The 25,166-nt window shown below is 57.4% G+C and carries 26 protein-coding genes and 4 pseudogenes; 15 read left to right on the forward strand and 15 right to left on the reverse strand.

Features of this window, described 5'->3' with window-relative positions:
* Positions 1 to 34: 34 nt before the first annotated feature.
* Positions 35 to 679, forward strand: coding sequence for a TVP38/TMEM64 family protein (locus EGH23_RS20935; RefSeq protein ID WP_220581936.1), 645 nt, complete (start codon positions 35 to 37; stop codon positions 677 to 679).
* Positions 680 to 696: 17 nt separating this feature from the next.
* On the opposite strand, the gene EGH23_RS20940 is transcribed toward EGH23_RS20935, so the two are convergent.
* On the reverse strand, positions 697 to 1,119 hold the full coding sequence (locus EGH23_RS20940; protein ID WP_220581937.1) for a universal stress protein: 423 nt from the start codon (positions 1,117 to 1,119) through the stop codon (positions 697 to 699).
* Between the two features lie 295 nt (positions 1,120 to 1,414).
* Positions 1,415 to 1,609 (reverse strand): annotated as a pseudogene (locus EGH23_RS26560) (RNA-guided endonuclease InsQ/TnpB family protein); the annotation flags it as partial.
* Positions 1,610 to 1,615: 6 nt separating this feature from the next.
* Between EGH23_RS26560 and EGH23_RS26565 the strand changes: the two are divergent.
* Positions 1,616 to 1,855, forward strand: a pseudogene (locus tag EGH23_RS26565) (site-specific integrase); the annotation flags it as partial.
* Between the two features lie 33 nt (positions 1,856 to 1,888).
* Here the strand turns inward: EGH23_RS26565 and EGH23_RS20945 are convergent.
* Genes EGH23_RS20945 through EGH23_RS20955 form a run of 3 tightly spaced genes read right to left on the reverse strand, consistent with a single transcriptional unit; the run spans position 1,889 to position 4,709 of the window.
* A complete protein-coding gene (locus EGH23_RS20945; protein ID WP_220581938.1) occupies positions 1,889 to 2,542 on the reverse strand; it encodes a hypothetical protein in 654 nt (217 codons plus the stop codon).
* 27 nt (positions 2,543 to 2,569) lie between these two features.
* Complete coding sequence (locus tag EGH23_RS20950; protein WP_220581939.1) at positions 2,570 to 4,489, reverse strand: heavy metal translocating P-type ATPase; 1,920 nt, start codon at positions 4,487 to 4,489, stop codon at positions 2,570 to 2,572.
* Positions 4,490 to 4,493: 4 nt separating this feature from the next.
* Positions 4,494 to 4,709 carry a heavy-metal-associated domain-containing protein gene (locus EGH23_RS20955; RefSeq protein WP_058984750.1) on the reverse strand — a complete coding sequence of 72 codons (216 nt, stop codon included), beginning with the start codon at positions 4,707 to 4,709 and terminating at the stop codon, positions 4,494 to 4,496.
* Between the two features lie 198 nt (positions 4,710 to 4,907).
* Between EGH23_RS20955 and EGH23_RS20960 the strand changes: the two genes are divergently transcribed.
* The 5 genes and pseudogenes from EGH23_RS20960 (at position 4,908) to EGH23_RS20975 (ending at position 8,768) form a co-directional block, all read left to right on the forward strand.
* Complete coding sequence (locus tag EGH23_RS20960) at positions 4,908 to 5,429, forward strand: ArsR/SmtB family transcription factor (RefSeq protein WP_220581940.1); 522 nt, start codon at positions 4,908 to 4,910, stop codon at positions 5,427 to 5,429.
* 436 nt (positions 5,430 to 5,865) lie between these two features.
* A pseudogene (locus tag EGH23_RS26570) lies at positions 5,866 to 6,098 on the forward strand (hypothetical protein); the annotation flags it as partial.
* Between the two features lie 741 nt (positions 6,099 to 6,839).
* The gene (locus tag EGH23_RS26575) at positions 6,840 to 7,139 is read left to right on the forward strand and encodes a type II toxin-antitoxin system death-on-curing family toxin (protein WP_236044989.1); all 300 of its coding nucleotides are present in this window, start codon (positions 6,840 to 6,842) and stop codon (positions 7,137 to 7,139) included.
* Between the two features lie 25 nt (positions 7,140 to 7,164).
* Positions 7,165 to 7,305 carry a hypothetical protein gene (locus EGH23_RS20970; RefSeq protein ID WP_220581941.1) on the forward strand — a complete coding sequence of 47 codons (141 nt, stop codon included), beginning with the start codon at positions 7,165 to 7,167 and terminating at the stop codon, positions 7,303 to 7,305.
* 1,253 nt (positions 7,306 to 8,558) lie between these two features.
* The gene (locus tag EGH23_RS20975; RefSeq protein ID WP_220581942.1) at positions 8,559 to 8,768 is read left to right on the forward strand and encodes a dodecin; all 210 of its coding nucleotides are present in this window, start codon (positions 8,559 to 8,561) and stop codon (positions 8,766 to 8,768) included.
* 1,211 nt (positions 8,769 to 9,979) lie between these two features.
* Here the strand turns inward: EGH23_RS20975 and EGH23_RS20980 are convergent.
* The 4 genes from EGH23_RS20980 to EGH23_RS20995 form a co-directional block, all read right to left on the reverse strand.
* The gene (locus EGH23_RS20980) at positions 9,980 to 10,279 is read right to left on the reverse strand and encodes a type II toxin-antitoxin system PemK/MazF family toxin (protein WP_220581943.1); all 300 of its coding nucleotides are present in this window, start codon (positions 10,277 to 10,279) and stop codon (positions 9,980 to 9,982) included.
* On the reverse strand, positions 10,276 to 10,647 hold the full coding sequence (locus tag EGH23_RS20985) for a MarR family transcriptional regulator (protein ID WP_220581944.1): 372 nt from the start codon (positions 10,645 to 10,647) through the stop codon (positions 10,276 to 10,278). Before EGH23_RS20985 ends, EGH23_RS20980 begins: the two co-directional genes overlap by 4 nt.
* 196 nt (positions 10,648 to 10,843) lie before the next feature.
* Complete coding sequence (locus EGH23_RS20990) at positions 10,844 to 11,089, reverse strand: UPF0175 family protein (RefSeq protein WP_220581945.1); 246 nt, start codon at positions 11,087 to 11,089, stop codon at positions 10,844 to 10,846.
* Positions 11,090 to 11,549: 460 nt separating this feature from the next.
* Positions 11,550 to 11,891: a hypothetical protein gene (locus tag EGH23_RS20995; protein WP_220581975.1), complete on the reverse strand. Its 342-nt coding sequence runs from the start codon at positions 11,889 to 11,891 to the stop codon at positions 11,550 to 11,552.
* A gap of 192 nt (positions 11,892 to 12,083) precedes the next feature.
* Here EGH23_RS20995 and EGH23_RS21000 point away from each other — a divergent pair, with 192 nt between their 5' ends.
* From EGH23_RS21000 to EGH23_RS21015, 4 genes and pseudogenes are all read left to right on the forward strand, one after another.
* Positions 12,084 to 12,845 carry a proteasome assembly chaperone family protein gene (locus EGH23_RS21000; protein WP_220581946.1) on the forward strand — a complete coding sequence of 254 codons (762 nt, stop codon included), beginning with the start codon at positions 12,084 to 12,086 and terminating at the stop codon, positions 12,843 to 12,845.
* Positions 12,846 to 13,064: 219 nt separating this feature from the next.
* On the forward strand, positions 13,065 to 13,463 hold the full coding sequence (locus EGH23_RS21005) for a hypothetical protein (protein ID WP_220581947.1): 399 nt from the start codon (positions 13,065 to 13,067) through the stop codon (positions 13,461 to 13,463).
* 194 nt (positions 13,464 to 13,657) lie between these two features.
* Positions 13,658 to 13,792: pseudogene (locus EGH23_RS21010) on the forward strand (helix-turn-helix domain-containing protein); the annotation flags it as partial.
* Between the two features lie 293 nt (positions 13,793 to 14,085).
* The gene (locus tag EGH23_RS21015; protein WP_220581948.1) at positions 14,086 to 14,574 is read left to right on the forward strand and encodes a DUF6789 family protein; all 489 of its coding nucleotides are present in this window, start codon (positions 14,086 to 14,088) and stop codon (positions 14,572 to 14,574) included.
* Between the two features lie 759 nt (positions 14,575 to 15,333).
* Here the strand turns inward: EGH23_RS21015 and EGH23_RS21020 are convergent.
* Positions 15,334 to 16,389, reverse strand: a complete 1,056-nt coding sequence (locus EGH23_RS21020) for an enolase-like domain-containing protein (protein ID WP_220581949.1) — start codon at positions 16,387 to 16,389, stop codon at positions 15,334 to 15,336.
* 572 nt (positions 16,390 to 16,961) lie between these two features.
* Here EGH23_RS21020 and EGH23_RS21025 point away from each other — a divergent pair.
* Positions 16,962 to 17,693, forward strand: coding sequence for a ZIP family metal transporter (locus EGH23_RS21025; protein WP_220581950.1), 732 nt, complete (start codon positions 16,962 to 16,964; stop codon positions 17,691 to 17,693).
* Positions 17,694 to 17,753: 60 nt separating this feature from the next.
* On the opposite strand, the gene EGH23_RS21030 is transcribed toward EGH23_RS21025, so the two are convergent.
* Positions 17,754 to 18,383, reverse strand: a complete 630-nt coding sequence (locus tag EGH23_RS21030) for a class I SAM-dependent methyltransferase (RefSeq protein ID WP_220581951.1) — start codon at positions 18,381 to 18,383, stop codon at positions 17,754 to 17,756.
* A gap of 97 nt (positions 18,384 to 18,480) precedes the next feature.
* Between EGH23_RS21030 and EGH23_RS21035 the strand changes: the two genes are divergently transcribed.
* The 3 genes from EGH23_RS21035 (at position 18,481) to EGH23_RS21045 (ending at position 20,790) form a co-directional block, all read left to right on the forward strand.
* Entirely contained in the window at positions 18,481 to 18,726 is a 246-nt protein-coding gene (locus EGH23_RS21035) for a hypothetical protein (protein WP_220581952.1), read from the forward strand.
* Between the two features lie 146 nt (positions 18,727 to 18,872).
* On the forward strand, positions 18,873 to 19,397 hold the full coding sequence (locus EGH23_RS21040) for a hypothetical protein (RefSeq protein WP_220581953.1): 525 nt from the start codon (positions 18,873 to 18,875) through the stop codon (positions 19,395 to 19,397).
* A gap of 340 nt (positions 19,398 to 19,737) precedes the next feature.
* Complete coding sequence (locus EGH23_RS21045) at positions 19,738 to 20,790, forward strand: outer membrane protein assembly factor BamB (protein ID WP_236044996.1); 1,053 nt, start codon at positions 19,738 to 19,740, stop codon at positions 20,788 to 20,790.
* A 140-nt stretch (positions 20,791 to 20,930) separates the two neighbouring features.
* Here the strand turns inward: EGH23_RS21045 and EGH23_RS21050 are convergent, their stop codons facing one another.
* The 4 genes from EGH23_RS21050 to EGH23_RS21065 form a co-directional block, all read right to left on the reverse strand.
* Positions 20,931 to 22,193, reverse strand: coding sequence for a PQQ-binding-like beta-propeller repeat protein (locus EGH23_RS21050; RefSeq protein ID WP_220581955.1), 1,263 nt, complete (start codon positions 22,191 to 22,193; stop codon positions 20,931 to 20,933).
* 1,074 nt (positions 22,194 to 23,267) lie between these two features.
* Complete coding sequence (locus tag EGH23_RS21055) at positions 23,268 to 23,549, reverse strand: DUF7521 family protein (RefSeq protein ID WP_220581956.1); 282 nt, start codon at positions 23,547 to 23,549, stop codon at positions 23,268 to 23,270.
* Entirely contained in the window at positions 23,546 to 23,923 is a 378-nt protein-coding gene (locus EGH23_RS21060) for a winged helix-turn-helix domain-containing protein (protein ID WP_220581957.1), read from the reverse strand. The genes EGH23_RS21055 and EGH23_RS21060 overlap by 4 nt, the downstream gene beginning before the upstream one ends.
* 142 nt (positions 23,924 to 24,065) lie before the next feature.
* Positions 24,066 to 25,004 (reverse strand): transcription initiation factor IIB, encoded by a 939-nt coding sequence (locus EGH23_RS21065; protein ID WP_236044991.1) that lies wholly within the window; start codon positions 25,002 to 25,004, stop codon positions 24,066 to 24,068.
* Between the last annotated feature and the right edge of the window lie 162 nt (positions 25,005 to 25,166).

Raw genomic sequence — 25,166 nt, forward strand, 5'->3', positions numbered from 1 at the left:
CTTTGCATCATCCCGGAGCAGGCGGCGCTTCTTCGTGCATCTGCTCGCACTCGGACTCGCATTTGTCGTCGTGACTGTCCTTGTTCAACGTCACTTCGGATTCCTGACCGATGCGCAGGCCTTGCGTGAGTTCATTCGGGGGTACGGTATTCTGGCGCCCGTCGTACTCGTTGTTCTCCAAACAGTCCAAGTCGTCGCCGCACCGATCCCTGGACAGGTCCTTGCCGTCGTCGCCGGCTATCTCTTCGGCGCGTGGTGGGGAACGGTGTACAACATGATCGGAATCACCATCGGCAGTACCGTTGCGTTCTGGCTGTCTCGGCGATACGGCCGCGCCTACGTCGAAAACATCGTCCACGAGGGCGCTCTCGAACAGTTCGACGCTGTCAGCGACGACTACGGTCGACCGACGCTCTTTTTCGTCTTTCTGGTTCCAGGGCTCCCCGACGATGTCATCTGCTTTGCGGGAGGGCTTACCGACATCCCGCTGTGGCAACTCGTCGTCATCGCCGTCGTCGGTCGGACGCCAGCGTTCTTCCTCGTCAACGTCGTTGGTGGTCTACTCGGCACAGACCGTTTCGCTGCCGCGCTCGCGCTCGCAATCGTTCTTGCGGTGATTTCCGTGCTCGGATATCTGTATCGGGACCTACTCGTCCGATTTTTCGGAGGGAACCCGTAACGGCCGACTGAGTGGACTCAGGCGGCAACCAAGACCGGTCTCCCCGCGTTCTGGACGACACGGTCGGTCACACTCCCGATCTGCTCCCCTTCTGCGTGGGAGTGTCCGTGGTAGCCAAGCACGATCAGGTCGGCGTCAGTCTCATCGGCGTAATTAATGATCTCCAGGTATGGCTTCCCATGACAACACCGAGTCGTAACCTTAATCCCGAGTTCTTCACCTCGGTCGACGATCTCCGAGAGTTCCTGATTGCCCCAGTCTTCAATCTCGTTGGTTTCCAATTCCGTGCTGCTCAGGGCCGGTTCGGCGTATCGATCGGTATCGACTACGAAGATCGCATGAAGTTCAGAGTCGTGCTGTTCGGCCTGTTCGAGTGCGTGTGTTGCTGCACGGTTAGCGTCGGCGCTACCATCGGTCGCGACCAGAATTGTATCGTACATACTGTTCAAGACGCGGCAAGCCGTATTGTAATCGCTGGCAATTCCCAGATTATGATAAGGGACCTCGTTCTAGAGCTATCGGGTCGCGTGAGCAAACTGCCGGTGAGGTCACCAATATTCCCCGAGACAAACTCGTGATTTGGGAGCATCGACATTGTCTCTTTCACTATCGTCGGTAGTCTACTCGAAACCGACTCATTCGCGCATTCGTGAAAAGCCGTAGAAACCCGCTTTGACATCCTCCCGCGCCTGAAGACGCGGGAATCCCACGGCACCGCACCGCTAGATTGGGATATTACGGTTTGCAGTCTACCACCTCTGCCCGAGGTTGGAATCCTCGGGAGAGGTCATGAAGGTAGACTCCGGGCTGTGCCAACCAGCCGGTACTCCTATCCTCATCCAAACTGGCCGAAGACTCGGAGTTACTTTCCTCGTTGATGTTGCGACGGATATTCTCCGCCCCATTCACGTCAGCGTTGAACGCTCCATCCTCTAGCGTCTTTCAGAAGCTGCGGAGATTGATGTCGACCATCCGAAGCACGATTACCTCGCTCCATATGGCGGCCGTCGTGGGATGAGAGAGATCCTTGTCCGAGCAGTTGGCTACACAGTTGCAGCTCGATATCTCGATAACTCAGAGTAGATAGTTAGAGAGCGGTATTTACACATCGAAGCCAGTGAGTTAGGGGCTGTTGCTACCGAGCCGCTTGAGGAAATCGACAGTATATCGCGGTAACTATTTTCGGATGTAAGAGGTACCCCGCCGCGTTCAGACCGCTTCGACGGTGAACAGCGAGTCGTCGCTGAGGACTACCTGTACCCGGCGATGCCAGGCGTCAGCAAAGGCCTCCCGTTGCTGGTCGCTTGCCGACCCGTCGAGAATCTCTTGGAGATTCCCGATTGCGGGTCCACCGTCAGGAACGTCGCTGACGTGGTAGGTTACTTCGATGGACTCGTCCGTGTCGGTTCGCCGGAACCGGAACGTCGGCTCCGCCGTGTCCGGGTCGAACACGTCAAAGCGCAGGAGATCGCGGCGGCCGCCGTAGCCGCCAGCGAGCCCGCTGAATCCGTCGTCGTCGGTCGCACCAGTTACGTACGAGATGATGCGGCTCATCACGCCGTACGCGGCATCGTCACGTGGACCGGCCGCTTGCACCTCGATCTCGCTCCGGACCGGATGCTTGTCGGCGTACAGCGCGTCGAGGCCGAGCTGGACGATCCGGTAAGCGCCCGAGGCTGTCGGGCAGGAGTGTCCAGCCTCTTTCACCGCGTCTCTGTAGGTGATGACGAACGGGTCGCCCGGTTCGAGGACGCCGAGGGCTTCCGCGACAGGGTCGCGAATCTCGATCGGGGCGACGTCGTAGTCGACTTGCCAGTTCGTGCTATTCTCGGTTCCGTCGGTCGCAGTCGAATCTGTTGTCATGGGTTGAGTTGAGTTCGTGTCGAGTGTTCAGTAGCGGAGCAGTCGCATCCCGTTGAGGATGACGAGGAGAACGCTGGCTTCGTGGACCAGCATCCCGGCGGCGAGGGTGACGTAGCTGGTCAGCACGCCCGCGAGGAGGACGGTCACGGTCAGCACCGCGAGGCCGACGTTCTCGAGGACGTTCCAGCGCGTCGCTTTGCTCAGTTTGACCGCATACGGGATCCGTTCGAGGTCGTCGGCCATCAGCGCCATGTCCGCCGTCTCGATGGCGGTGTCCGTCCCCGCGGCACCCATCGCGATGCCGACATCGGCGGTCGCCAGCGACGGCGCGTCGTTGATGCCGTCGCCGACCATCGCGACGACGTGGCCGTCGGCCTGGTAGGCCTCGATGACGGTCTGCTTGTCCTCGGGGAGAAGTTCGGCGCGGTACTCGTCGATGCCGACCTCCTCGGCAACGGCGGCGGCCGTCCGCTCGTTGTCGCCAGTGAGCATCACCGTCTGGATGCCGGCGTCCCGGAGCGCCGCGACGACGCCAGGAGCGGCCTCCCGGAGCTCGTCCCGCAGCGCGATTGCGCCGATGATGTCCCCATCTCGGATGACGTGGACGACCGTTTCGCCGCGCTCCTCACGCTCGCGAACGTAGTCGGCGATCCGGCTGGGGACATCGATGTCGCGGTCGTCCAGCAGTGCGCGGTTGCCGACGACAATCTCGTGCCCGTTGGCGTGGGCGATGACGCCCTTGCCAGCGACCACGTCGAAGTCGTCCGGATCGGGGACCGGTTGGCGCCCCGCGTCCGTATCGTCCGCCTGGGCGACCGTCGCCCCACCGTCTGTCGCAGCAGTCGGGCGCTCGCGGGCCGCGTCCACGATGGCTTCGGCGAGGTGGTGTTCGCTCTTCTTCTCGGCGGTCGCCGCGAGCGAGAGGACCTCGTCATCAGCAACGCCGAACCCCTCGACGTCGGCGACGGTGGTCTCGCCTTTCGTGAGCGTGCCCGTCTTGTCGAAGGCGACGAGGTCGATCTTGCCGGCGCGCTCGAGGTGTTCGCCGCCCTTCATCAGCACGCCCGACCGGGCGGCGTTGCCGATGGCCGAGACGATGCTGACCGGCGGGCCGATGACCAGCGCGCCCGGACAGCCGATGACCAACAGGGTCAGCGACAGGATCGCGTTCTGCGTGATTGCATACGCGCCAATTGCTAACGCGATGACGCCGGGCGTGTAATACTTCGCGAACCGGTCGATGAGACTCTCCGTGGGCGACTGAGCCTCCTGGGCCTCCTCGACCCGGCGGATGATGCGTTCGAGCGTCGTATCCGAGCCCGCACCGGTCGTCTGGACTTCAAGCGCCCCTTCTTGGTTGACCGTCCCGGCGTAAACCTCGTCGCCGTCGGCCTTGTGGACGGGCGCGCTCTCGCCGGTGACCGGCGCCTGGTTGACGGCGCTTTCGCCGTCGACAACCTCGCCATCGACCGGAATCTTCCCGCCCGGCTTTACGACAACGACTTCGTCCTCCTCGACCTCGCGAGCAGGAACCTCCTGGAGTTCTCCGTCGCGACGGACGGTCGCCGTGTCAGGCGTCATCTCCAGCAGCTCTTGGAGGGCTGTCCGGGTCTTCCGCATCGTCCGTCCCTCGAGGTAGCTGCCGAGGCTGAACAGGAAGACGACGGCGGCGGCTTCCCAGTACTCCCCGATGACGATGGCACCGATGGCGGCCAGCGTCACCAGCGTCTTGATACCGAGGGTTCGGTTAGTTACCTCGTGGTAGGCGGTCTTGGCGATGTCGTAGCCACCCACGATCGTCGCTAGGACGAGGATGGCGGCACCCATTGTGTCGAAACCCGTGAGGTAGCCGAGACTCCAGCCACCGCCGTACAGCAGGCCGCTCGTCGCCGTGACGATGGCCTTCCGGTCTTTTCGGTAGTACTGCGTGATCGATTGCTTGTTCATGGAGTTAGGCGGGCTGGGGCGTGTACCCCTGGTTTTCGATGGTCTGGGCGAAGGTCTCGGGCTCAGCGACGCCGTCGTCGTACTCGATCTCGACGCGGCCGGTCGCGTAGTGGACCTCGACGTGCTGGACGCCGTCGACGTTCGAGAGGGCGCGTTCGACGGTGCTCGCACAGGTCGGGCAGTCGAAGTCAAGGACGCGGAACTGGGTTGTGTCGCTCATTACAGTTTGAGGTAGTGCCCGTACCCCAATAAACATTTTTTAGATGATATGTTTGAATATAGACACAGGTTATTGGAACAGTCAAACAGGTCGTCTAGGGCTTTCGCCCTCGTGGTTCCGTCTGAGATTCGTTCTTCGGTGGGCGGGTCTTCGCTGACATCCCGTACTTTTTCCCTCGTGCTCACTCTCAGTTCCTGTATGAGTAGTTCCGATACCGACCACCGACTCGAGGACATTGCGGTGCGAGACACCCGGGTTTCGGACGCTATCGACGAGCCGATGCGGGCAATGATCCTCGATATTCTGGCCAAGGAGGCTCTGACCGCGACCGAGGTTCACGAACGCCTCGACGATCGCGGCGTCGACCGGACGGAGAACACGGTCCGCCACCACATCAACGAGCTCCGAGACGCTGGGCTCGTCGACGTCGTCCGCTTCGAGGAGGGGCGCGGCGGCACCACGAAGTACTACCACGCGAATACGATCGTCCTCTCGTACTCGCTGCCCGAGTCCGCCGACCAAGCAGTCGAGGAGATGGTCGACGCCGTCCAGCCCCAGATTACGGACGCGCTCGCCACGCTCACCGACGAGTACGACGAATCGATCGAGGACATCGTCGCGGATATGCAGCCCTGCGAGCACTGCCGGACTCAGAAGTACGAGACGTACGTCCTCCTGACGGTCCTGCGGCGCGCGTTCGTCCGTGCATATCGGGACTGAGACACCGGACCCTGCCTACGACTATCCTCCTTCAGGGGATTGTCAGATTGGAAATGGCGGGCCGAGACCCACCGTTGAGCGAAGACAGACGGTCCTAAAGCGGATTCCCGTCCAGCTATCGAATCGTCGTACAGTCATCGAATCGTCCGAGTGAGCGAATATCCACATCCAGCCCATCACTCCGAGAATAATGAATGGAAACTAACAATCTGTTCGTACTGGATATTGATAGTATCTATACGAGGTAATACCCGATATTGACACCTCCTAGCTAGCGCTATCAGTCTGTTCGTACAGCACGCAGATACCCTGCGTACAATGCCGGTGATCCAAGCGGAAGCGCCAGGATTCCGAATCCGAGGAGGACGTACCGACTCGGTCGTGTCCGCTGGAGTACGAGAATCGTTGCGATGATTCCGAGTAGCACGATTACGTACAAACAGTCAAACGTGTCTGGGAGAAACTGATCGAGATTGGTGGCGACGACCTTGTGGAGAAGACTCGGCAAGTGGGACGGGAGCAGTCACAGATTGAGCTGTTGGCGATGGACGCCGAGACAGCCGAAGCATTGGTCGAGCAACGCTACGTCGGTCTGGATCTCTCAGAGAACAGCGATCGAAGGCAACGACTGGTGGCGTCACACCCGTTGTGGTGGAGTCTTCGGGGTAAGCCTGTGACGAGCACCAATTGAGAAGGAAATTGGCATAGAACCGACGCTGCTGGACGCGGTGGCACGTGCCCTGCCGCCGCTGGCGTTGCTGTCTGGTAGCTGCAGCTACCGGGAGCGACCCCCTTCTTTGCAGGAGTGGAGTGAGTGTTCGTAACACGAACGGCGCGACTAGTCCCGATTCGCTGTTCACAACGGGTGTGACAGTTCTCCCAGCAAGAACCCTCAGCGATGTCAGAAGTCACAATGTTGGGAAAGTGACCTCCGCTCATACTGTCTAAGGCGCCGGCGAAGTCAAGTTGAGGATCGCGGTATTCGGCACACTGGGGTTATACCGCCCGGACAACTTCATTCGGCTACGAGTTTCGAGGAGCTCGTGGATTACCTCGCTGAAGAACTCGACCTCGAGCGAAGTGAGCATGTCCGAGATGTCGGGCAATCAGTTGTGGGGCATCATGACTGAGCAAAACAAATCTCTGAAATTCCGTTCGACGAGTCTCGCTTCTGCGTGGTTCATGGTAAAGACTACACCAGTTCACCATCGAGTAGTGATTGCATGGGAGACTCGGTGTGGTATCCGTCAGTCGATGACGTTCTTGCGATCCACGACGATATCGTCTCGGAGTATCCTGATACGCATTCTGGCGTAGCGAACAGTGGGGACATAGAGTTTGCACTGACAATACATTAAGGAAGGGAGTTTCGGTACAGTACCGGAGACGATTCACGAAAAAGCGTTCCACTTGCTCCGACTGCTCGTTGCGAACCATCCGTTCGTCGACGCGAATAAGCGAACCGCACTCAACACGACAGTCGTCTTCTATTTTCTCAATGGGTACCGATTTGAGTACGACAACCAGATTAGGGAGGTCTTGAAGCGATTTGGAACCGATGAGGCGACTGTCAATGAAGAGGAGACCGTTGCATATCTACACTCCCACACTGAAGCACTGGACTTAGTTGGCGAGATCGAAGAGTGGCGGGATGACCTCATTCAGTACGGACTGGAGCAACTAACTACCGATGAGGACCCGAATGATTAACCGCATTCAGGACATCTCCTTGGATATGGCCACTGAGGACGGGACCGACTCCGCCTCCCCGCTTGACGAAGTGATGGACGACATTCGTCGGGAATTAGTTCGACGTGTCGCAACGGCCGACCGCGAGTCGAATCGCGACATCTATGACGCGCTCGAACACGAGTAACCCATCCGCTTCGACTGAACTTTCATCGTCGCTTGTTGTCTGCCGTCTGCTAGTGGAAAAGGCAGCACATGCCCTTCCTTGACGCTGTCTGATAGCTGCAAGAACCGGGAGCGACACCATTCGTGCAGGAATGGTCGTCACACGAACGGAGCGACCAGTCCCGATTTCCTGTTCACAACAGGTGTGACGGGCTTCCAAGTCCGGCCCACCTCTGGGAGAGATACTCGGAGTTACTGGCACTGTTACGATCTATTAGTTCGATACCTTTCCCACTGAAACAGCCGGTAGTTAGGTGTGCGTGAAGTACCTCGGGGACAAGCCCCGAGGCTTCGCCGTTTTGGTCCGCACCGCCACCGCAGGCGAATTTAATTCCCCTCGACCTTCCCGAGATGGGTCGGCTGGAATTAACACCTGAACGCCCGGTGCGTCCGTGAGGGTCGGCGACTCCACCTCGCCCGACAACACCCGTCGCACCACGCCAAAGGCGCGGGTTTTGAGAGGTGTCGCATTCCTCAGCAACTGCGCGCAGTTGCTTCGGATTAAGGTCTTTAACCCACGTCGCAACTGTATCATGAAAGACGGTTTCTTACGTAATAAACGTGTTGGCTTCACCCTCGGGGTCAAGCCCCGAGGCACTCGCCTTGTCCCGCCTGTAGATACCGCTATGAGTGCTGCCAGATACGATTCTTGATTGCTGGGAATCTTCGGAATCGCTATTTTTGCCCGTCACCTCCTTCCACGTAGGAGGCAACACGTATGAACACGAAACTTCGATGGGCTGTAGTGGGCCTCGCCGTTCTGGTCATGCTGGGCCTTGGAATGCCTCTAGTAGCGGGTGCCACTGCTTCAGACATGGCTGACGACCCCGTCTCGACTGTGGGACACAGCTATGACCAGTGGGGCTGGCACAACAATTGGGGAACCCACCAGCACGGTGACCACTGGAATGACCATCCCCGTCACGATGGGGCTGGCCACCACGGGGCTCAGGGACCCCATCATGGGATCCATGAATAATGGCCCCAATTAGTAGATAACCCCCCGTAGCTGCCATTTGCTGAACTCGCGCTCTGTATCTCGCACGCCGTCCCTACTCAGTAGCCGATAGGTCTTCGACCGAGGTGCTCCCTCGCTCGTCTGTACCTATCAGCTACGTTTTACGCACATCTATTCCTGCGGCGTCTCAGCATGCCGATACCTTTATATTAGAGCGTGTTGTTTGTTACCACCCACCAATAGGTGGATGCTTGACCATGGTATTCAAGAAAGTCACGCTCATTGGTCGGAGCAATGAGAATTTCGAAGGTGCTGTCGAGGACGCCATCGACCGAGCCGAAGCCACGCTAGAAGATCTCAAATGGGTCACTGTGGTAGACCAAGCAGTGGAATTAGACCAAACCGAACGAGAGTATCAAGCAGAGGTGGAGGTTGCCTTCGAACTACATGACGGAGTTGACGAATAGCGCGTCTTGAACCCAGCCACCTACTGATTTCGGTCACATTTCCGACAGGGTATCGGAACGCTCGTCACTCACGGGAAGGCGGGGGTATGCGCTCGTATCTCTATCAAGCAGCTCTCAGCACTCACCCAAATCAACGAGCGTCTCGCCACGCTCCTGCTCAGGCTCACTGCACCCAAGCTACCACGCTCGCGAACCATGCCCACCTGTACCTCGTCACTCTCACTGGTCTTCCCAAACAGTCTCACAAAAGCGAGGCCGACCTGACGACGGCCTCGCCGATACACCTACGGACGCTGAGAGGCTGATGGCGTCGTGAGCCATTTCAAACGGTGGGTAGCGTTCAACGTCCATCTATTCATTATACGTCAACTGTTGTCAATGTTGGGACTAATTCAGACCCGATACCGGTGCACACGCGACGAGCTACCCATTGTGCCGTCGCTCACCACATCGAACCGACGCAGTACCAGCCATGCAGCGACGAGGAATGGGGGCCCGACGCCCGCATACGGAGAGGGTGGTAGGGGAATGGTACAAGCCGACGACGGAACGTCGGACCCATCTTATCAGTGGGCGAGACTATGTGATAAAACCCCAGCACTACAGCGTGATAGTCGGCCACGTCACGACTGCAACAGATGTGGATTCCGGGCGCGATGATGGTAGAACGCGCCAGTAGGATGGTCCGGAACCCACATGTATTCATTTCACGCATGCCAGATAGTGCTTGGGCTATCCGCCAGCTCCTACTCGAGAGATGAGGTAGTGATAAGCGCCGGGCAACGACTCCCAATAGGGTGCCTGGCGCTCATGTTCGACAGAGAAGGAGGAGGCGACGACCGTATCGAGAAGACCCGGCGGGTCGAGACCAGACGAAGATGGAGTTGCTCGCGATGGATACGGAGACTGCCGAGGGGTTGGTGGACCAACGCTACGTCGGTCTGGATCTCTAGCGAGCAGTGATCGAAAGGCAACGACTGGCGGCTCTTCGGGGTAACCCTGTAACGAACAGGAGCTAAGACGGGAATCGGCGCAGAACCGACGCTGATGAATGCGATGGTACGTGCCCTGCCGCCGCTGCCGTGGCTGCGTGGTAGCTGCAAGTACCCGGAAGCGACCCCTTCTTTGCAGGAGTGGCGTGAGTGGTCGTCACACGAACGGAGCGGTCAATCCCAATTCCCTGCTCATAACGGGTGTGACGGCCCCATATACTACCTCGGTCTTAGGAGAGATATTAAGAGTCGTATAGTGAACAGGACTCCCCACGGAACGATCCGACTGTCGGCTGGCGTCCCACCGCGAAGCCAGCTCTCCCCGGGAATGTCAATGAGCCCGTCCATCCAGGATTTCGTTGTGAGCGTCACCACGATATACTGCTCGCCGTGGAATGGTCGCCCGTCGTGGTTCGAGAGAATGAGCCACGGTCGGGCGTCTTCGTCGCCCTTGAACGGGTCATCGCCGTCGACGACATCTCCACGCTCGAAAATTGGAGATGCCTCCGCCTCGGTCACTCTTCAGTCTCCTCGCTCGGATGTGACTCACTGGCGGCGTGGTCGCGCCACGACTCTTTGTCTTCCGCGCCGAACTGCTCGTTGAAGAGGGTAGTCGCCCGCTCGTAGCCACTATACCCGTCGAGTCGGTCGGTATCATCAGTTATCGCCCAGTACGCCGCTTTGTGTTCGACGAGGTCACGATCTTTCAATCGAGAGAGTGCGGTGCTGACCGCGCCCTCGTCGACGCCGATATGAGAGGCGATTTCACGGGCCTTGAACGCCCGATCCTCGTTGGCAACGAGAAACCCGAGGACTTGATCGGGGATGGAGAGGTCCGCGAGTTCGTCCTCGCTCGTGTTCTCGAATGTGTCTCGATCGATAGCCATCGTTGACTGGGCCTACGTCGCTTATCGTAAAGAGTGTTAGGACTGAAAGCGGCGAAAATACTGAAAACGGCGATACTAAGTAACTTTGCTGCTTCACGTGTCTCCAGAAATATTGGCAAACTGCGCTTTGAGGGGACCCAGCTGTTCGATGAGCGCGAGGTTAAGCAGCGGAGATGTATCGGAAACAACGAGATCGCTATTCGGCATAGTCGAGATCTTCGGCCAGTTCAACCTCGGTATAGTGACGGGGAATCGCACGCTCGCCAAGAAGCGCCTGAAACTCCTGGGGAGAGAGTTCTGCTAATGCACGTGCCTTTCCAAAGGAGAGGATATCCCGTGCGTAGAGTGAGATGGCTAACTCTTGTTTCATCGCTTGTGAGCGCTCACCTTCCGGGATTTGCAACGCCTCATAGACGGCGTCATCGATCTCGAGCGTCGCCATGACTGAGTGTTGGATTACGCGAGTATTGAGTGTTTGGCCCCACAGCGCAATCACAGAACCGATGCCGGTGGAACAGGCAGCACATGCCCTGGCTTGCCGCTGTCGTATGTAGCTGCAAAACTCGGGAGCGACCCATTTTTGCAGGCGGAGAGTGAGTGGTCGTCGCCGATAGCACTCCCGGATTGCACCAGCGCACACAAAAGCGAGGCCGGACAGACAACGGCCTCACAGTCACAGCCACAGACGCTGGAATGGATACACGATGAGCCAGTCTTGACGGAGCTGTCGCCCAGCGCCCGTCTGCATGTTACACGTCAACTATTATCAATGTTAGCACCGGCACGCACTCGCCGGCGAGTCACACCGACGGCGGTGCGCAACTGACGATGTCAGACCCTGAATGTCAGGTGCGCACCGGCAGTCGATAGATATGGACCCGATATACCGAATCGGGAAGATGTCAGTGGGTTCTGGGGCGTTCATCACCTGAGTAGCGGTGCATGCCAATTGCCCAGAACCCACGCGAGACGTATATGCCTGGAGTCATAAGGTAGTTCACGTCGAGATTCGAGAGGGTCTGAAACACGCGCATGGAATCGAACTCGCGATCCCAGAGGACCGTCTCAATGGGGACGTGTTCTTTCGCGCGAAAGGAGAGTGGGGCAGGATGCCAGGCTGGATAGCCGTCCTCAATCGTGTGGATTGAGCGGTCGAGGCGTTCGAATGCGGTGACTAGATCGGTGTCGTGGAGATCGTTTCCGATAGCGATCCCGAACTGAGACGCCTCGCAGAGATAGTGCATTCAAGATGGCTCACTAGCGTGCTCTTCGGCAGAGTCACTCAGTTACTATCTTGGAGCGGCCTCCAAAATCAACTCTGCTGCCGAGATTATGTGCACCCCCATCCTTCGAGGTTGTGTTTTGTCGACGGGGGGTGATAGACGGGGTAATAACGATAGGTGTGCGCGTGAATAGGTTGCGTAGGTAATTCAACGATGGATGATGTCTCCATAACGTTCGACCAACTCACCGATATCGGAGCGGAATCGCCTACCCTCATCGAGGGGTTCCCAGGCTTTGGGCTGGTCGCCGCGATCGCCGTCGACCAGATTACGAGCCAACTCGACCTCAAACACCACGGAAATATCGTCTCTGACGAGTTTCCTCCTATCCTCTCCTATCAAGATGGACATGCCCAAGACATGGTCCGGGTATATGCGAGCTCCCAACACAATGTGATGACACTCCAGAGCGACCTCGCTCTCCCACCATCTGCGTTCAAACCACTGAGCAGGTGCGTTCTCGAGGAGTTGGCCAACGAGTTCGATCGAGCGATTTTCTTGGCTGGGGCACCGGCTCAGAGCGAAGACGAGATTGGCACTGTCAAGGCAATCACGACGGCTGAAGAACTCGAAGCGGACATCCAGAATGCTGGAATCGAGTTGGCCGAGGGGACGGGCCTGGTTGGGGGGATCACTGGTTCCCTCGCCAACGACTGCTATCATCACGATGTGCCGGCAGCGGTACTGGTCGTTCACGCGGATCCATATCTCCCAGATCCAGGGGCTGCTCGATCAGTTATCGAAGACGCACTGGAACCGCTGGTGGATTTCGACATCGATACGTCCGAACTGGAAGAGCAGTCGAACCAGATTCAACAACAGATGCAGCAAATCGCTGACCAGTATCAGCAGATGGTTGAACAGGCCCACCACCAACCACAATCAGAAGCACCGCAACTCGGTATGTATCAGTGAGCCAAACGGGAAGTCGAGCACTCGACATCCGTTACACGGTAGTAATAGGCACCTTTGAGTCCGTTTGAAGCGCCATCCCCCCGTTCAACCTATGTAGATGACTACGTCATTTGGAAACGTCTCACACGAACTCCAGAAGGCGGATCGTACCACGTTTCGGATTCGGTCACGCCGAATCTGTTCCCACCTCTTTCCTTCAAGCCCGACAGATATCGATCCATGAAAAGAAAACACACCGCACGATTCCTCGGATTTCTCGTCATTGGGGTCCTCATGGGTGTGTTCGAGAATCTGCTTGCGATCTGGCTCACTACAGACGAGTCCTTCACCCTTGAGGTGGTGATCATCGTCGTGTTAGTCGCTATTCCGTTTGCGGCTGCCGCCGAACTCGTCATCGATTTCTTCGGTCGTCGCGTATTCGACGATTGTCTCTGCTGGCTCTCCCTCTCGAACTGCGGTTTCGACAGCCACCCCTGTTCTTGTCCCATATTCGCCACTGTGTCTACGAGCTCCTCCCCTCGCTCAGTCATTCGCTCGACGATCATCTCGTGCAGAGACGCAGCCGGTGCAACTGTCTCGACGACGTGGAGGACGTGGAGCGTCCTGATCAACGGCTAACTCAAGCGCGTGATGCGGGCTCGTTCTGCGCCCGTCGATCCGTCCGTCGGAAAGAGAATTATGTCGTACATCACCGACTCGGCCAGGGTTTACAGGCAGTCTAGGAGAATGCCCCGGGGCTTGACCCCGGGGTTGAATCCGATAGGCAGGGATACAAACCATAAAGTGAACATATCACTAATCAAGAGACAGCGATGGAGTACAGTCACCGCTACCCCGCATACCCAACACAAGCGGTAGCGGCTGAACTGGAATCCCATATCGACGTTCATCGCCAAGCGTACAACTACACCCTCTACGAGTACGAACACGTGGACGCCGACGATGTCGATACGCTCGTTGAGACGTTCGATTGCGTCGCGTAATTCGTCCAGTTGCTGTACAATGGGTTCGATCTCGGCTTGTTGCGGTTCCGCCCACTCTTCTCACGTTCGGGGCCAGTACCCTCGTTTGTCACAGATTGGACACAGTTGGCCACGGCGATGGTACGGACAGCCGCAGTGATGATGCCAGTGAGGCATTGCTCGTTGAAATACGGCGGCGAGCAGAATGAAGCTATAGGCGCTCTCTGAACTCAAGAACCCCGTGTATACTTTTCTGCGTTGACATCAAAAAGTGGGATATGGATCCAGTACGAAGTAGCCTCGGCGGTGGCGTTGCAGCGACTCTAGCGTTACTGGTGTTCCTCCTGGTTGCGGATTTGTTCCTCGCTGGAACCAATCTCTTCGTGGTCGCTACCTTCACGAGTCTGTGCGCCGTCGGTGGACCACCCTACTGTGAACTCGGGAGTCTGACCGCAACGCTGTTGACGTTCATCTGGTTTGGGCTTCTGTTTGCTGTGGCGTGGCCACTCCTCTTTGCAGGGTTTACATGGGGACTCCCTGGCGAGACCGGGCTAGCTCACGGAGCAGTGTTCGGACTCTTTCTCTGGGCAGGCTATGTTGTTGTTTCATTGTTGAATGTTTTAGTCGGTTACACAACTATTCTTGAGGATCTGCCACTGTTAATTGTAACTTTGCTCGCGTATCTGGTCTATGGGCTCGTGCTCGGTGGGGTGTACGATTACCTCGCCGAACACCGGACGTTCCTCAGCGAGATACAGACCAGCTAGAAACTCCCTCACCGATCCACACCATGGTTGATCCCCTCATCGCAAGTCGAGTGCAGTTCGCGATTACGACGATCGTCCACATCACCTCTATCCTCTCTTTCGGTCGCACCGTGGATAGTCGTTCTTCCCGTACACTCGGCCGTGTCTCTCAGCTGATCTTGAGGGGATGACATAACTCGTTTGGTCCCCAAATGTGTGACTAAAGTCTCAAGTATTGGATGAATCAGAGAAACAAGAGATACGAGCGGAAATTGAGTGTATTGAGTCAGCGATTTGTGCGTTTCCGTGGTTCACGTGGGAAACTTGGCGTCTCATCTGTAAGCGCGAGGCGCTTCTCGAATTACTCGGTGAGCTTCCGGACGAGTATGTTTGGACTGATGTCTATCACGAGAATCGAAATGTGAGCCCGACCAAGCGCGAATACATCGACGGACTCCTGAGCGAGACAGCGGAGACGCCGAGATACAGACCGACGTCTGACGTCGTCTGCTAGTTCGTCTGCCAGCGAATGCTACCTGCCGGTGGTTTCCGCACTCGTCTATGCTTGACCTGTCGAACTAACGTTACATCGAGACAACGCATCCCGGCAGGATCTGGCGATTGACTATGTCTCTAGATGTTTGGCTTCACGTCCGAGTCGCTGTTCGACAGCGAAGACCTTCTCACTGGCGCGTTGCTGAACCGTTGGGCTCGTTGCAACCCTCGCTGAGAATCATAACGAGTGAGTAGCGCAGGATACTCCCCGCGAAAGCGCGTCGTCTAGTTGAGCGTTTTCCACTCCAGTCCGTCCGGGTCTGTGGGTGGCTCGAGAGGGCTCTCAATCAGCTCTCCCCGAACCTCCGGTTCGTTGTATGCGCGCGGCGCTACGTCGTTCGGGCCGTCGGGATAGAACAGCGACGCGAGCAACTGTATGTGTCCGCGGCCGACACAGAGTTCGAACTGACCGCCACCATACATACCGATTCCCTGATCGTTACAGTACTCGATCGTCTCGAACAGTGATTGAACCGTTCCGAACCGCGACGGCTTGATGTTACACCAGTTCGGCTCGAAGGGTCTGTCGCGAAGGTCGGCGACCTCTTGGATCGGTGCGTCCCAAGAGAGGCGATCCGTGTTCGCTGCGAGTAGATTCTGGACATCGTTGGAGATGGCCGGATCCTCCACGAGCGCATCGGGGAACGTCTCGAAAACTCGTTGATAGCGGTCGGAATCCGGAGGCTGTCTCCCAACGAACCCCTCGGCCTGCCCTTTCAGGTCGAGAACGCGAACTGCGTCAGTCTCTGCAAGCGTCGCGAACGTCTCCTCGCTCCACGCAGCGGTCGGACCGAGTTTGAACTCGCAGGCGGGGTTGACCGCGAGTGTCTCCTCGACTCGCGTCGGGTTTCCGTCCGGCAACCGGGTGCTGGCGACGAATCGGACTGGCGACCGTTCTCGACCGAGCAGCGATGCGAGGGTGGTCTCGTTTTGCTTGAGCGCCAAATCGAGCGCGGCGCTCTCCATTGCCCACCGTCGATAGTTTCGGGATATCTCCCGCTCAGGCGGTTTCGTCGGAAAGAGGTCGATATCGTCGAGTGTTCGGGAGAACTCGTCCAGCGTGTATTCGCCCGCGAGCTCGAACACCGGTGGCTCGGGCAACACCTCGTGATCAACGGTATCGTAGGTGACGTCTTCCCCGGCGCCGAACTCGTCTCCGGCCAACAGGACGAACGTCGACGTAACGCGGGTAAAATCGCCGGCCATCGCTCGGCGACGGCTGGTCCGGTCAGTGGTCTCGATCGTCAGTGTCAGGTCTGCAACGCGATCGTAGAGTGTCATCGTAGTTCTCGGTGACTGAGACTGGTTTCGGTAGTCAAGCCTCTGTGCCTCTCTCGATAGCGGGAATGAGAGCCGATACTCGACGGCACGTCCGATAATTCTGGCTCCTGTGCTCCATCATGTATAGTATAGTGTCCTTTACGCATATCTATTGGGATGTGAGTTACTTCCGATGCAAGTTCGTGATGTGCTTTCTGCCTACCGCGTAGGAGCTGTTGTGCAAAACTGCCGCACAATCCTCACGGACGAGTACTTAAAGACCCAGCTAAAGCCGCTCTCAATACTCTGTGATATAGAACGTGGGATACGCGATACGTTTCAACAAGTTGTCAGGAGACTGTCACCGATTAAGGGTTTCAACCAGACCTATAGAGCCCAACGGCGGCATCGCTTCTGTACAAAAGTGTACTAGGTCCAAGACGATGCCAGACGGACGAGCATTGCTTTTACTATCCAGCCGCGGTAGGTTTCGGTATGAGACGGCCGGAGAGTCTCGAATTGGCCGACCAGATGTCTTTTCTCGTGGCCAAGAGCGAGCCGTTGAGACCCCCGAAGGAACATAGGAATCAGCCATGGTAGCGTTTCCAGAGGAGTTCTACTGGATTGCAGCGTTTGCCATTGTCGCGGCGCTGATAAACAGTGCAGGAATCATCGCGATATTTCGACACCGGGAGTGGGCGGAACGGTCACTCCCGTATCTCATGTGCTTTGCTGCGGGGATTCTTATCACGACGCCGTTGATTCATGCCTTCCCGAACGCGGTCGAGAACAACGCTGACGCGGGCTTAGCCGCCCTGGCTGGCTTCCTCTTCATGTATCTCTCCAACCAAGTGATCAAACGTCGCACCGGAGAGAAGACGCTCGCGTTCGGAGTGACGGCAGCGGAAGGCATCGGGATTCACTCGCTAATCGATGGTGTCGTCTACACCGTCACGTTCAACATCTCGCTACTGACCGGCGTTCTGGCCGGAACCGGATTAGTCGTCCACGAATTCGCCGAGGGGGTCATCACATATCTCGTCTTGCTGAAGGGGGATGTGACTGAACGAACGGCGGCAACGTACGCGTTTTTCATCGCGGCATTGACGACACCGATCGGCGCCTTCGTCGCCTATCCACTGGTGAGCGGGTTGGGACAAAACGATCTGGGCCTCTTGCTTGGATTCGTCTCGGGCGTGCTAATCTATGTCTCCGCAGCCCATCTGCTCCCCGAAGCTCGGTCCTACGAGAAGGAACATTCGATGCTCGCCCTCCTGGCCGGTGTCGGCTTAGCGTTGTTCATCGTTTTCGCACGGACGATGTGAATCGATTCTGCAAGTACATCGCGAGTTCGACACTGAAACGTGCCGACGGATAAGGGATGATTACCGAGTCGCCTTGATCCCCACAAAGGAGCCCTCACCGTATCCCGATTCGATCGGTTCGGCTTTCTCGATCTCGCCAGGCCAGTGGTAGATGGTCTGGACGAATTCGAAGTCGGTGAATCCCGCGGTTTCGAGCGCCTCGACGAGTTCCTCAGTCGAGACGAAAACGGCCTCCCGGTAGAAGGGATTCTGGGACTGCGTTTCCTGATAGACCTCTCCCACTGGACTGTTCTTATCGATGTATCCGATCACAAGCGCGCCGTCCGGTCGGAGAACACGCGCAGCCTCAGTCAACGTCTGTGGAATGTCGTCGACGAAGCAGATCGTCGTCACGATCAACGCGGTATCGAACGTCCCGTCTTTGAAGGGGAGAGATTCGGCGACGCCTTTGACCACCTCGATTTCGCGCTCACGAGCATATTCGAGCATTTTCCCGGCTGGATCGATGCCGACCTGCATCCCGAGCGGCGCGGCGAATCGAGCACTCCCGACGCCGATCTCGATCCCGTACCCCGTCGTCGGAACGAGGCGGCGGAGGGCCTCCAGTTCGGACTGATAGGCGGCCTCGTGTTCCTCGAACCATCCTTCGTACCGCTCGGTGTGGCTCTCGAACGGCTCTGCCTTCGGCATAGAGATATATACGGGACGCAACGACACCAAGGTTCGGGGCAATGGACCACCATATGCCGAGAAAGATTTGTTACGAACTACCGCGTACTTCGAGAGTATGAACGAGCCCTCGACAATAGAGAAAGGCGGTGCCGAGTTCGAAGGCGTCAAACTCCTACTCTGTGAGAACCCGCTGCCACCAATCGACGAGACGATTGAGGCTGCCAGCGACGAACTTCCCCGGAGCAACCACTACACAGAACCATATTCTGCACCGCTCCGTGACTTACTCGGTGACCGCATCGGTGTCTCGACCGAGCACATCCATATCAACGCGGGTTCCGAGTTGATTCGTTTCGCGTAAATCAGCTCAGTATGAAATAGAGAACGACTACTAACGGGTACGGAACCCCAGGGAGTAAGCATGAATCACGTTTCATGATGTGAGAGACCATCGCATTAGTTCGCAATGACCGTCCGACCTCGTTAGGGCTTCTGGCCGGCGCTCTCGTGGCAGCAGTGGCGTTGGGCGTGTACATCGGTCGTCCCCTCCTCACGGGTGAGTACTACGATGTAACAGAACCGTTAGCCGGCGCTGCCACTAGAATGACAACTCACCCTGTGTGGTATCATGGAATCGTAATCGTGCTCCCGTCACTGGTCGTTTCGTTGCTGGGAACACTAATTCTGAATCGATGGGGTCTCACTGGGGCAGTACCGGCCCTTAAATTCCTGGGGGGCATACTTCTTGTTCCGAGCGCAGCCGTCTTCCTTGCCTATCTCGTTACCGCAGTCGTGATCGGTGTAGTATGGGGGACTGCGGGAGCAGCAGAAAATCCAGTCTATGCAGTATTTGGTGTCTTCGTGTTCACGGGGTTATCGCTCGCCCTTGGGTTCCTTTTTATGATGATCGCGCTCGTGATTGTGGTAACCGGTGTCGTTCTTGGCGCAAGCGTGGGGTACCTGGTGGCCAGGGGTCTCATTCGTGTGGGCGAATACCTGTTTGACGATACTGTCAGAGCGGGTTCGTCGTAAACGCGTTCCCCTGTATCGACCGCTCAGTAGTGTGCGAATGTGTGGTCAGGGCGTAGACGGGTAGTATGTTACGGCTACTCACGGACTTGTAGCGCCATCTTGTGGTATGAACCGCCGGACATATTTGACGGCGATAGGGACTGTCGCCCTCAGTGGATGTCACGGGAGATCCACTGGGAACCCCCACCAAAGTTCTGAGGAAGTTACCTGCACCGCTGACCTCCCACCGAGCTCGTCAAGCGGGCCCGGTAACGGCTCGTGGCCGACCGAACTCCACGATATGCAGAATACCGGCCAGACGGATGCCGCGGGACCGTCTGGGTGTGTCGAAACGCGGTGGATGTGGACCCAAGAACGGCGGCTATTTGGGGCACCGGTTATTGACAAGGGTTCCGCTTACGTACCCCATTCGGTGATTGATGACGTTTCGTTCGTTGTTCTCGCTGCCGAAACGGGCGACGAACAGTGGCACTACGATGGGGTTCCATTGACGCCCAGACGGACACCGACGCTCGTCGACGACACACTCTATCTCGTGAGTTACTCAGCCATCGATGCAGTCGATGTGCACGCACAGACATCCCGCTGGCACATTCCATTTCATCTCGAAGGGGAGCTGTCTCATATCGAGGGGTTACAGCCGCCACGCGTCGCGAATGGCGTCGTATACCTCGCGGCTGACCCCGGGGAGGTCCTCGCATTGGATGCAGACACCGGCGCGCTTCAGTGGACCCACGATATCGAGGGGCTCCCCCCGACCGTTCGCATCGAGGGCGATAGCGATGAACACGCGGCGGTGCGCCGCCAAGGAAAACCCTTCGCGCCGGTAGCGGTGACGGACCAGCGTGTCTACGTCTCCAGTTGGGATCTCTCGCTGTACGCGCTCACCGCCGAGACCGGCGAGCGTGAGTGGGCGTTCTCCCCCGGGATGGATCACTTGGATATGCTGCACGCGCCCACGGTTGTCGACGGTGCCGTCTACACCCAAACGGAGGATGCTGTCCTGTACGTCCTCGATGCCGAGGCGGGCGACCTGTTGTGGACGTACGACGAGTACGGCGAATCCTCCGATGGCGTCTCACCAGTCGTCGATGAGGAGTCGGTGTACATCATCGCCGGGACCTCGACCGAGAACCTGTTCTTGGTAGCACTGAACCAAGCGGATGGCACCGTCCAGTGGGAACGCCCCGTCGGACCGCCATTCCAAGACCCCGTCGCAGACGAAAACACGATTTATCTCGACCAGGGGCGGAATGTAGATGCGATCGAGAAAGCGACGGGAGAACTGAAGTGGGAGCTTCGAATGAAAAGCGCGCTCGCTGCACCCGCGACAATCGTGGATTCGGCCATCTTCGTGGCAGATACGGCGGGAACCGTCTATAGTGTCTGGTAAGTCTTCTCGCGCTCTTCAGGCCCCCATCGAGCGGTAAGTCCTTTCTCTATATTGAACGCTCAGTAATTCGCTCTGTAGTAGCCAACAAAGTGCTGTAGATACGTCCACCGCACGTATCGGTATTACCAAGCGTTGGTAGCTTATCGAAGGGAAATCAACGCACCGTCGGTCAGCGCCAGTAATTCACCGGCAGTCACAATAAGAGATGTCACCCCTCCGACTCGGAGAGTCGCTGTCCGCTCACCACTCCCAAGATCGAATACTGTCACGCCACCTGACCCAGTGTCGTTCCACTCGCCGATGAATATCAGCCCGTCGACAACGACCGGACTGGCGAACCGTGCGTCACCATCAACTATTGGTGTTTTAGTGAATCGTAGCGATCCGTCTGCCGAGTTCCTGACGTGAAGTACATCTGAAGCTGAATCGTATCGGCGCTCAACAGCCACCACTGAATCCTGTGTGACTGCACCTGTGTTAATCCAGCGCGCATACTCTGTCCCATCAGTAGTTACCGGGGCCGCGAGGTCGCGCCGCCACAGCCGGTCACCCGTTGTGGCATCGTACGCTGCGAGCCTCCCACTGGTCGTTCCAACAAATACGCGGTCATCAGCAAGAGCCGGCCCCCAGCGAAGATTGTCCGGTTCATCACCACGCCAAGACTCTGTTCCAGTCTGCGGCTCGAGGCCAACGAGCTGATTTTCGGTGCCGACAACGAGACGCTGGCCATCGAACGCAGCATTTCTCGCACTCGTAGTTGGCCACCGCCATCCAGGGTCGCCCGTTCGTGCATCGAGTGCCTTGACTGCACTCTCGTCACCAGCCTGTCTTGTTAGCAGATAGCCGGCAGTTGTGAGAATACCAGGGCCGGGAAAACTTTCGAGAGAGCTACGCCATCGCTCGTTGCCGGTCGCCGCTGCGAGGGAGACGGCCCCGTAGTCACTGGTCATCGCTGCCCCGAGAAAGACGCTATCGCCGATTGCGGCGACTGGGACATCGTAGTTGCCACCCTTTGTCGGCGATCGCCACTCCCACTCGCGGGTGCCCGACGCAAGATCAAGCGCCCGGAGGGAGAGAAATTCAGTATCTCGAAGGTCATACTCCGTCACTGGCAGCAACACCTGTCCATTGCTTACCACGGGTGGGGCGGCGTACTCGTCCTCCCCGAGCGGATATCGCCATCGCGCTTCCAGCTCACCAGTGGGAACACTCTCTGGGGGCGGATGTCGACTATGTGCGCGATCATAGTTACAAAACGGCCATTCAGTTGGTGCGGCGGCCAGTGGTTCGGGGCGAGAGTTTGACTCCTCGGTGAACGGACGTATCCCAGCAATATAGCCAACAGCGGCACCCGTACCAAAGCTGGCACCCAAAGCAGTGAGGAGGCTACGGCGGGAGGGCATTACGTCAATATATTTTCAAATGAACAAAAGTATTTGGCTGCAATACTACATCAAAATCGACATTGGTTGACGAGTGCAGCACTGGAGTACCACTAATACTCCCGAACAGTCGCACAAAAGCGAGGCCGGCCTGACGACGGCCTCGCAGATACACCTACGGACGCTGAGAGCCTGATGGCGTCGTGAGCCATTTCAGACGGTGGGTAGCGCTCAGCGTCCAATTATTTATTATACGTCAATTGTTGTCAATGTTGGGACCACTCCATACCCAATACTGGTGCGACCGATACCGGTGCGCACGCGACGAGCCATCCATTGTGCCGTTGCTCACCACATCGAAACGACGCAGTGCCGGCATACAGCGACGAGGAATGGGGGCCGACACCCGCGTACGGAGGGGGTTGTGAGGAGAATGGTACAAGCTGACAACGGAACGCCGGACCCATCTAGTTAATGAACGAGACTATTCGATAAACCCCCCCGGCACTGCAGGGCAATAGTCGGCTGAGACCACGATTACAACAGATGTGGATTCCGGGAATAATGGTACTCGCGGTACGGACAGGACTCAGCCGGAATCCACAGGTAATCATCGTCGGCACGCAAAGTAGTGCTTGTGGCCGGCCTCTCCTGTTGCCAACACTGAGAGACACATCGCCGAGCCACCTGCTCACCAGCCTAGAAGCGCGGCCAAGCGAACCCCCCCAAGCATGGGCGTCCTCGCTCTCGGAACACTCGGTCTGGGGACATTCCCGCCGCTGTTTCTCTATGGAACGAACGTCCAGTCAGTGAATCCGATGCATCGCGCATATCTGCACCGTACACTTGGTGTTCCCTTTCACAGGGTAGATCCCTCTTGCTCATAGCCTGACGATTTCCGGCGTCTCAGTGCCCCACGTCGAGGTTCCCATTTATCAGCCGTCTTGAGAATGTGCGACTATTCATCTGCAAGTTTGTAGCCTGACTTAGACTTCTCTTCGACTAAACTCCGAACCGACGACCATGCGTTCGATGACCCTCGCTATTCAGAGACCAATCTTCCGAGTAGACGCCACAAAGCTTACTCAGACTATCTTATCCGCGTTCCAGATAAAGTGAGTACAGAACGACTGCAAACCCGACCGCAACGAGTAGGCTATTAATCAGGACTCCCATCTCGAGAGATACCGACAGGACCTGATTGGCGATGCCAGCGAGGAGTGCCCCGAGTGTGATAATGCCGAATCCAACACCAAGCACACGTAACGATGGTGCCTCAGTTCGGCGATAGGCCTTATACGCGATATACGTGATTCCCCCGCCAAGCAGGAGAATCACCGTCTTGACAACGATGATGGCTGTATCGACCCAGGTCATAGTTCGTCTCCCATCTTCGACCAGATATCAGCGAGCCGTTCATCAGACTGGCGGGACGGTCGGTCGATTGTCACCGAGAACGTATCCGTCTCGTCCATGGAGATTGTAACGTCGTCGAAGTCCCGTTCGTATTTCGTGGTTCGCCCCCCGCCGGGATTGATCACATCGCGTTCTCGAACGAGCGATGCTTGGCTGAGACGGTCTAATTTCCGGTACAGTGTTGATTTCGAGATCCCACAGGTGTCGATGAGTTCGTTCGCAGTCATGGGTTCGGCTGTTTCGCGGAGAATGGTCCGGCAGTCAGGATCGTCCAACGCATCTAGGACGTCCTGCAACGACGGCGTGTCCTCGGATGACGCCGGATCACTCACCATTAGTTGTCTGTCGAAGAGATTCGGGAAAGACCATCCGATTACGAGTTGAACGAGCGAGGGTGACAGACACTTCGAAGCACACCCGTTGCTGGTCTTGCACTCAGCAAGGACTTGCCACAGCTGTAACCTAAGGAAGCCGGCATCAGACGACCTCACTGTCCGCGGTATAGACCTCGAGTAGTTCTTTGTACCGAGTTCGAATCGTGACCTTGCTTACATGGGCGGCGTTGCCAACCGTTTCCTGTGTCAGTTGCTCGTTGGTGAGATGTGTCGCTGCGTAGATCGCCGATGCCGCGAGTCCGTCTGGACTCTTGCCACTATGAACGCCCTCCGATTTCGCGGTCCTGAGAAGGTCTCGCGCTTGTCGGGTCGCCTCGTCGCTTATTTCGAGTGCCGACGCAAATTGGGGCACATACTCGAGTGGATCCGCCGGTTCGATCTGTAGGTCAAGTTCTCGGGACATGTATCGGTATGCTCGCTGGATTCGGATCTCTTTTACCCGGCTGACAGTCGCAAACTCCGAGAGTGACCGCGGGGTGCCATATTGCCGGGCGGCCGCATACAATGATGCTGTCGACATCCCTTCGATGGATCGCCCTGGGAGGAGGTTCTCATCGACTGCCCGGCGGTAAATCGCTCCCGCGGTTTCACGGACTGGGCCTGGTACACCAAGCGCAGATGCCATGCGGCTGATCTCGCCGAGTGCTTGTTTGAGGTTTCGCTCGTGGGAATCTTTCGTCCGAAAGCGCTCATCCCACGTCCGCATGCGCTGCAGTTGCTTTCGTTTCCGTGGGGAGACTGATTGGCCATAGGCGTCCTTATTTTGCCAGCTAATTGTCGTGCTCAGTCCCTTATCGTGCATGAGCTGGGTCGTGGGTGCCCCGACGCGGCTTTTCTCTTCCTGTTCGTCATGATAGAACGCCCGCCACTCCGGCCCTCGGTCGATTGGCGTGTCGTCGAGGACGAGCCCGCAATCCTCACAGGTGGTATCCCCATGTTCCTCGTCGTGAGTGACCTGTCCGTCACACTCCGGGCATGACGACAGCGACTGGGACTCGGTAGCTGTTCGCTGCTCCTCCATATCGGTCTGTTCTGTATCGAGTTGCGAGTTGATCATTCGTAATCGACTTCGAATGGCAGACAGCCACTCCGAGTGTGTCTCTATCACGGACGAGGAGGAGTAGTCAGAAGAACATGCGTCGGTTTCCCATACATTGGGAATCCGCTGATCTCGCTGTATCGA

This window comes from Haloarcula nitratireducens (genome assembly GCF_019599505.1).

Excerpts from the sequence above, each read along its gene's own strand:
- EGH23_RS20940 (WP_220581937.1), bottom strand. The coding sequence starts at position 1,119 with ATGTACGATACAATTCTGGTCGCGACCGATGGTAGCGCCGACGCTAAC.
- EGH23_RS20945 (WP_220581938.1), bottom strand. The coding sequence starts at position 2,542 with ATGACAACAGATTCGACTGCGACCGACGGAACCGAGAATAGCACGAAC.
- EGH23_RS20950 (WP_220581939.1), bottom strand. The coding sequence starts at position 4,489 with ATGAACAAGCAATCGATCACGCAGTACTACCGAAAAGACCGGAAGGCC.
- EGH23_RS20955 (WP_058984750.1), bottom strand. The coding sequence starts at position 4,709 with ATGAGCGACACAACCCAGTTCCGCGTCCTTGACTTCGACTGCCCGACC.
- EGH23_RS20960 (WP_220581940.1), top strand. The coding sequence starts at position 4,908 with ATGAGTAGTTCCGATACCGACCACCGACTCGAGGACATTGCGGTGCGA.
- EGH23_RS20970 (WP_220581941.1), top strand. The coding sequence starts at position 7,165 with ATGGCCACTGAGGACGGGACCGACTCCGCCTCCCCGCTTGACGAAGTG.
- EGH23_RS20975 (WP_220581942.1), top strand. The coding sequence starts at position 8,559 with ATGGTATTCAAGAAAGTCACGCTCATTGGTCGGAGCAATGAGAATTTC.
- EGH23_RS20985 (WP_220581944.1), bottom strand. The coding sequence starts at position 10,647 with ATGGCTATCGATCGAGACACATTCGAGAACACGAGCGAGGACGAACTC.
- EGH23_RS20990 (WP_220581945.1), bottom strand. The coding sequence starts at position 11,089 with ATGGCGACGCTCGAGATCGATGACGCCGTCTATGAGGCGTTGCAAATC.
- EGH23_RS20995 (WP_220581975.1), bottom strand. The coding sequence starts at position 11,891 with ATGCACTATCTCTGCGAGGCGTCTCAGTTCGGGATCGCTATCGGAAAC.
- EGH23_RS21000 (WP_220581946.1), top strand. The coding sequence starts at position 12,084 with ATGGATGATGTCTCCATAACGTTCGACCAACTCACCGATATCGGAGCG.
- EGH23_RS21005 (WP_220581947.1), top strand. The coding sequence starts at position 13,065 with ATGAAAAGAAAACACACCGCACGATTCCTCGGATTTCTCGTCATTGGG.
- EGH23_RS21015 (WP_220581948.1), top strand. The coding sequence starts at position 14,086 with ATGGATCCAGTACGAAGTAGCCTCGGCGGTGGCGTTGCAGCGACTCTA.
- EGH23_RS21020 (WP_220581949.1), bottom strand. The coding sequence starts at position 16,389 with ATGACACTCTACGATCGCGTTGCAGACCTGACACTGACGATCGAGACC.
- EGH23_RS21025 (WP_220581950.1), top strand. The coding sequence starts at position 16,962 with ATGGTAGCGTTTCCAGAGGAGTTCTACTGGATTGCAGCGTTTGCCATT.
- EGH23_RS21030 (WP_220581951.1), bottom strand. The coding sequence starts at position 18,383 with ATGCCGAAGGCAGAGCCGTTCGAGAGCCACACCGAGCGGTACGAAGGA.
- EGH23_RS21035 (WP_220581952.1), top strand. The coding sequence starts at position 18,481 with ATGAACGAGCCCTCGACAATAGAGAAAGGCGGTGCCGAGTTCGAAGGC.
- EGH23_RS21045 (WP_236044996.1), top strand. The coding sequence starts at position 19,738 with ATGTGGACCCAAGAACGGCGGCTATTTGGGGCACCGGTTATTGACAAG.
- EGH23_RS21050 (WP_220581955.1), bottom strand. The coding sequence starts at position 22,193 with ATGCCCTCCCGCCGTAGCCTCCTCACTGCTTTGGGTGCCAGCTTTGGT.
- EGH23_RS21055 (WP_220581956.1), bottom strand. The coding sequence starts at position 23,549 with ATGACCTGGGTCGATACAGCCATCATCGTTGTCAAGACGGTGATTCTC.
- EGH23_RS21060 (WP_220581957.1), bottom strand. The coding sequence starts at position 23,923 with ATGGTGAGTGATCCGGCGTCATCCGAGGACACGCCGTCGTTGCAGGAC.
- EGH23_RS21065 (WP_236044991.1), bottom strand. The coding sequence starts at position 25,004 with ATGGAGGAGCAGCGAACAGCTACCGAGTCCCAGTCGCTGTCGTCATGC.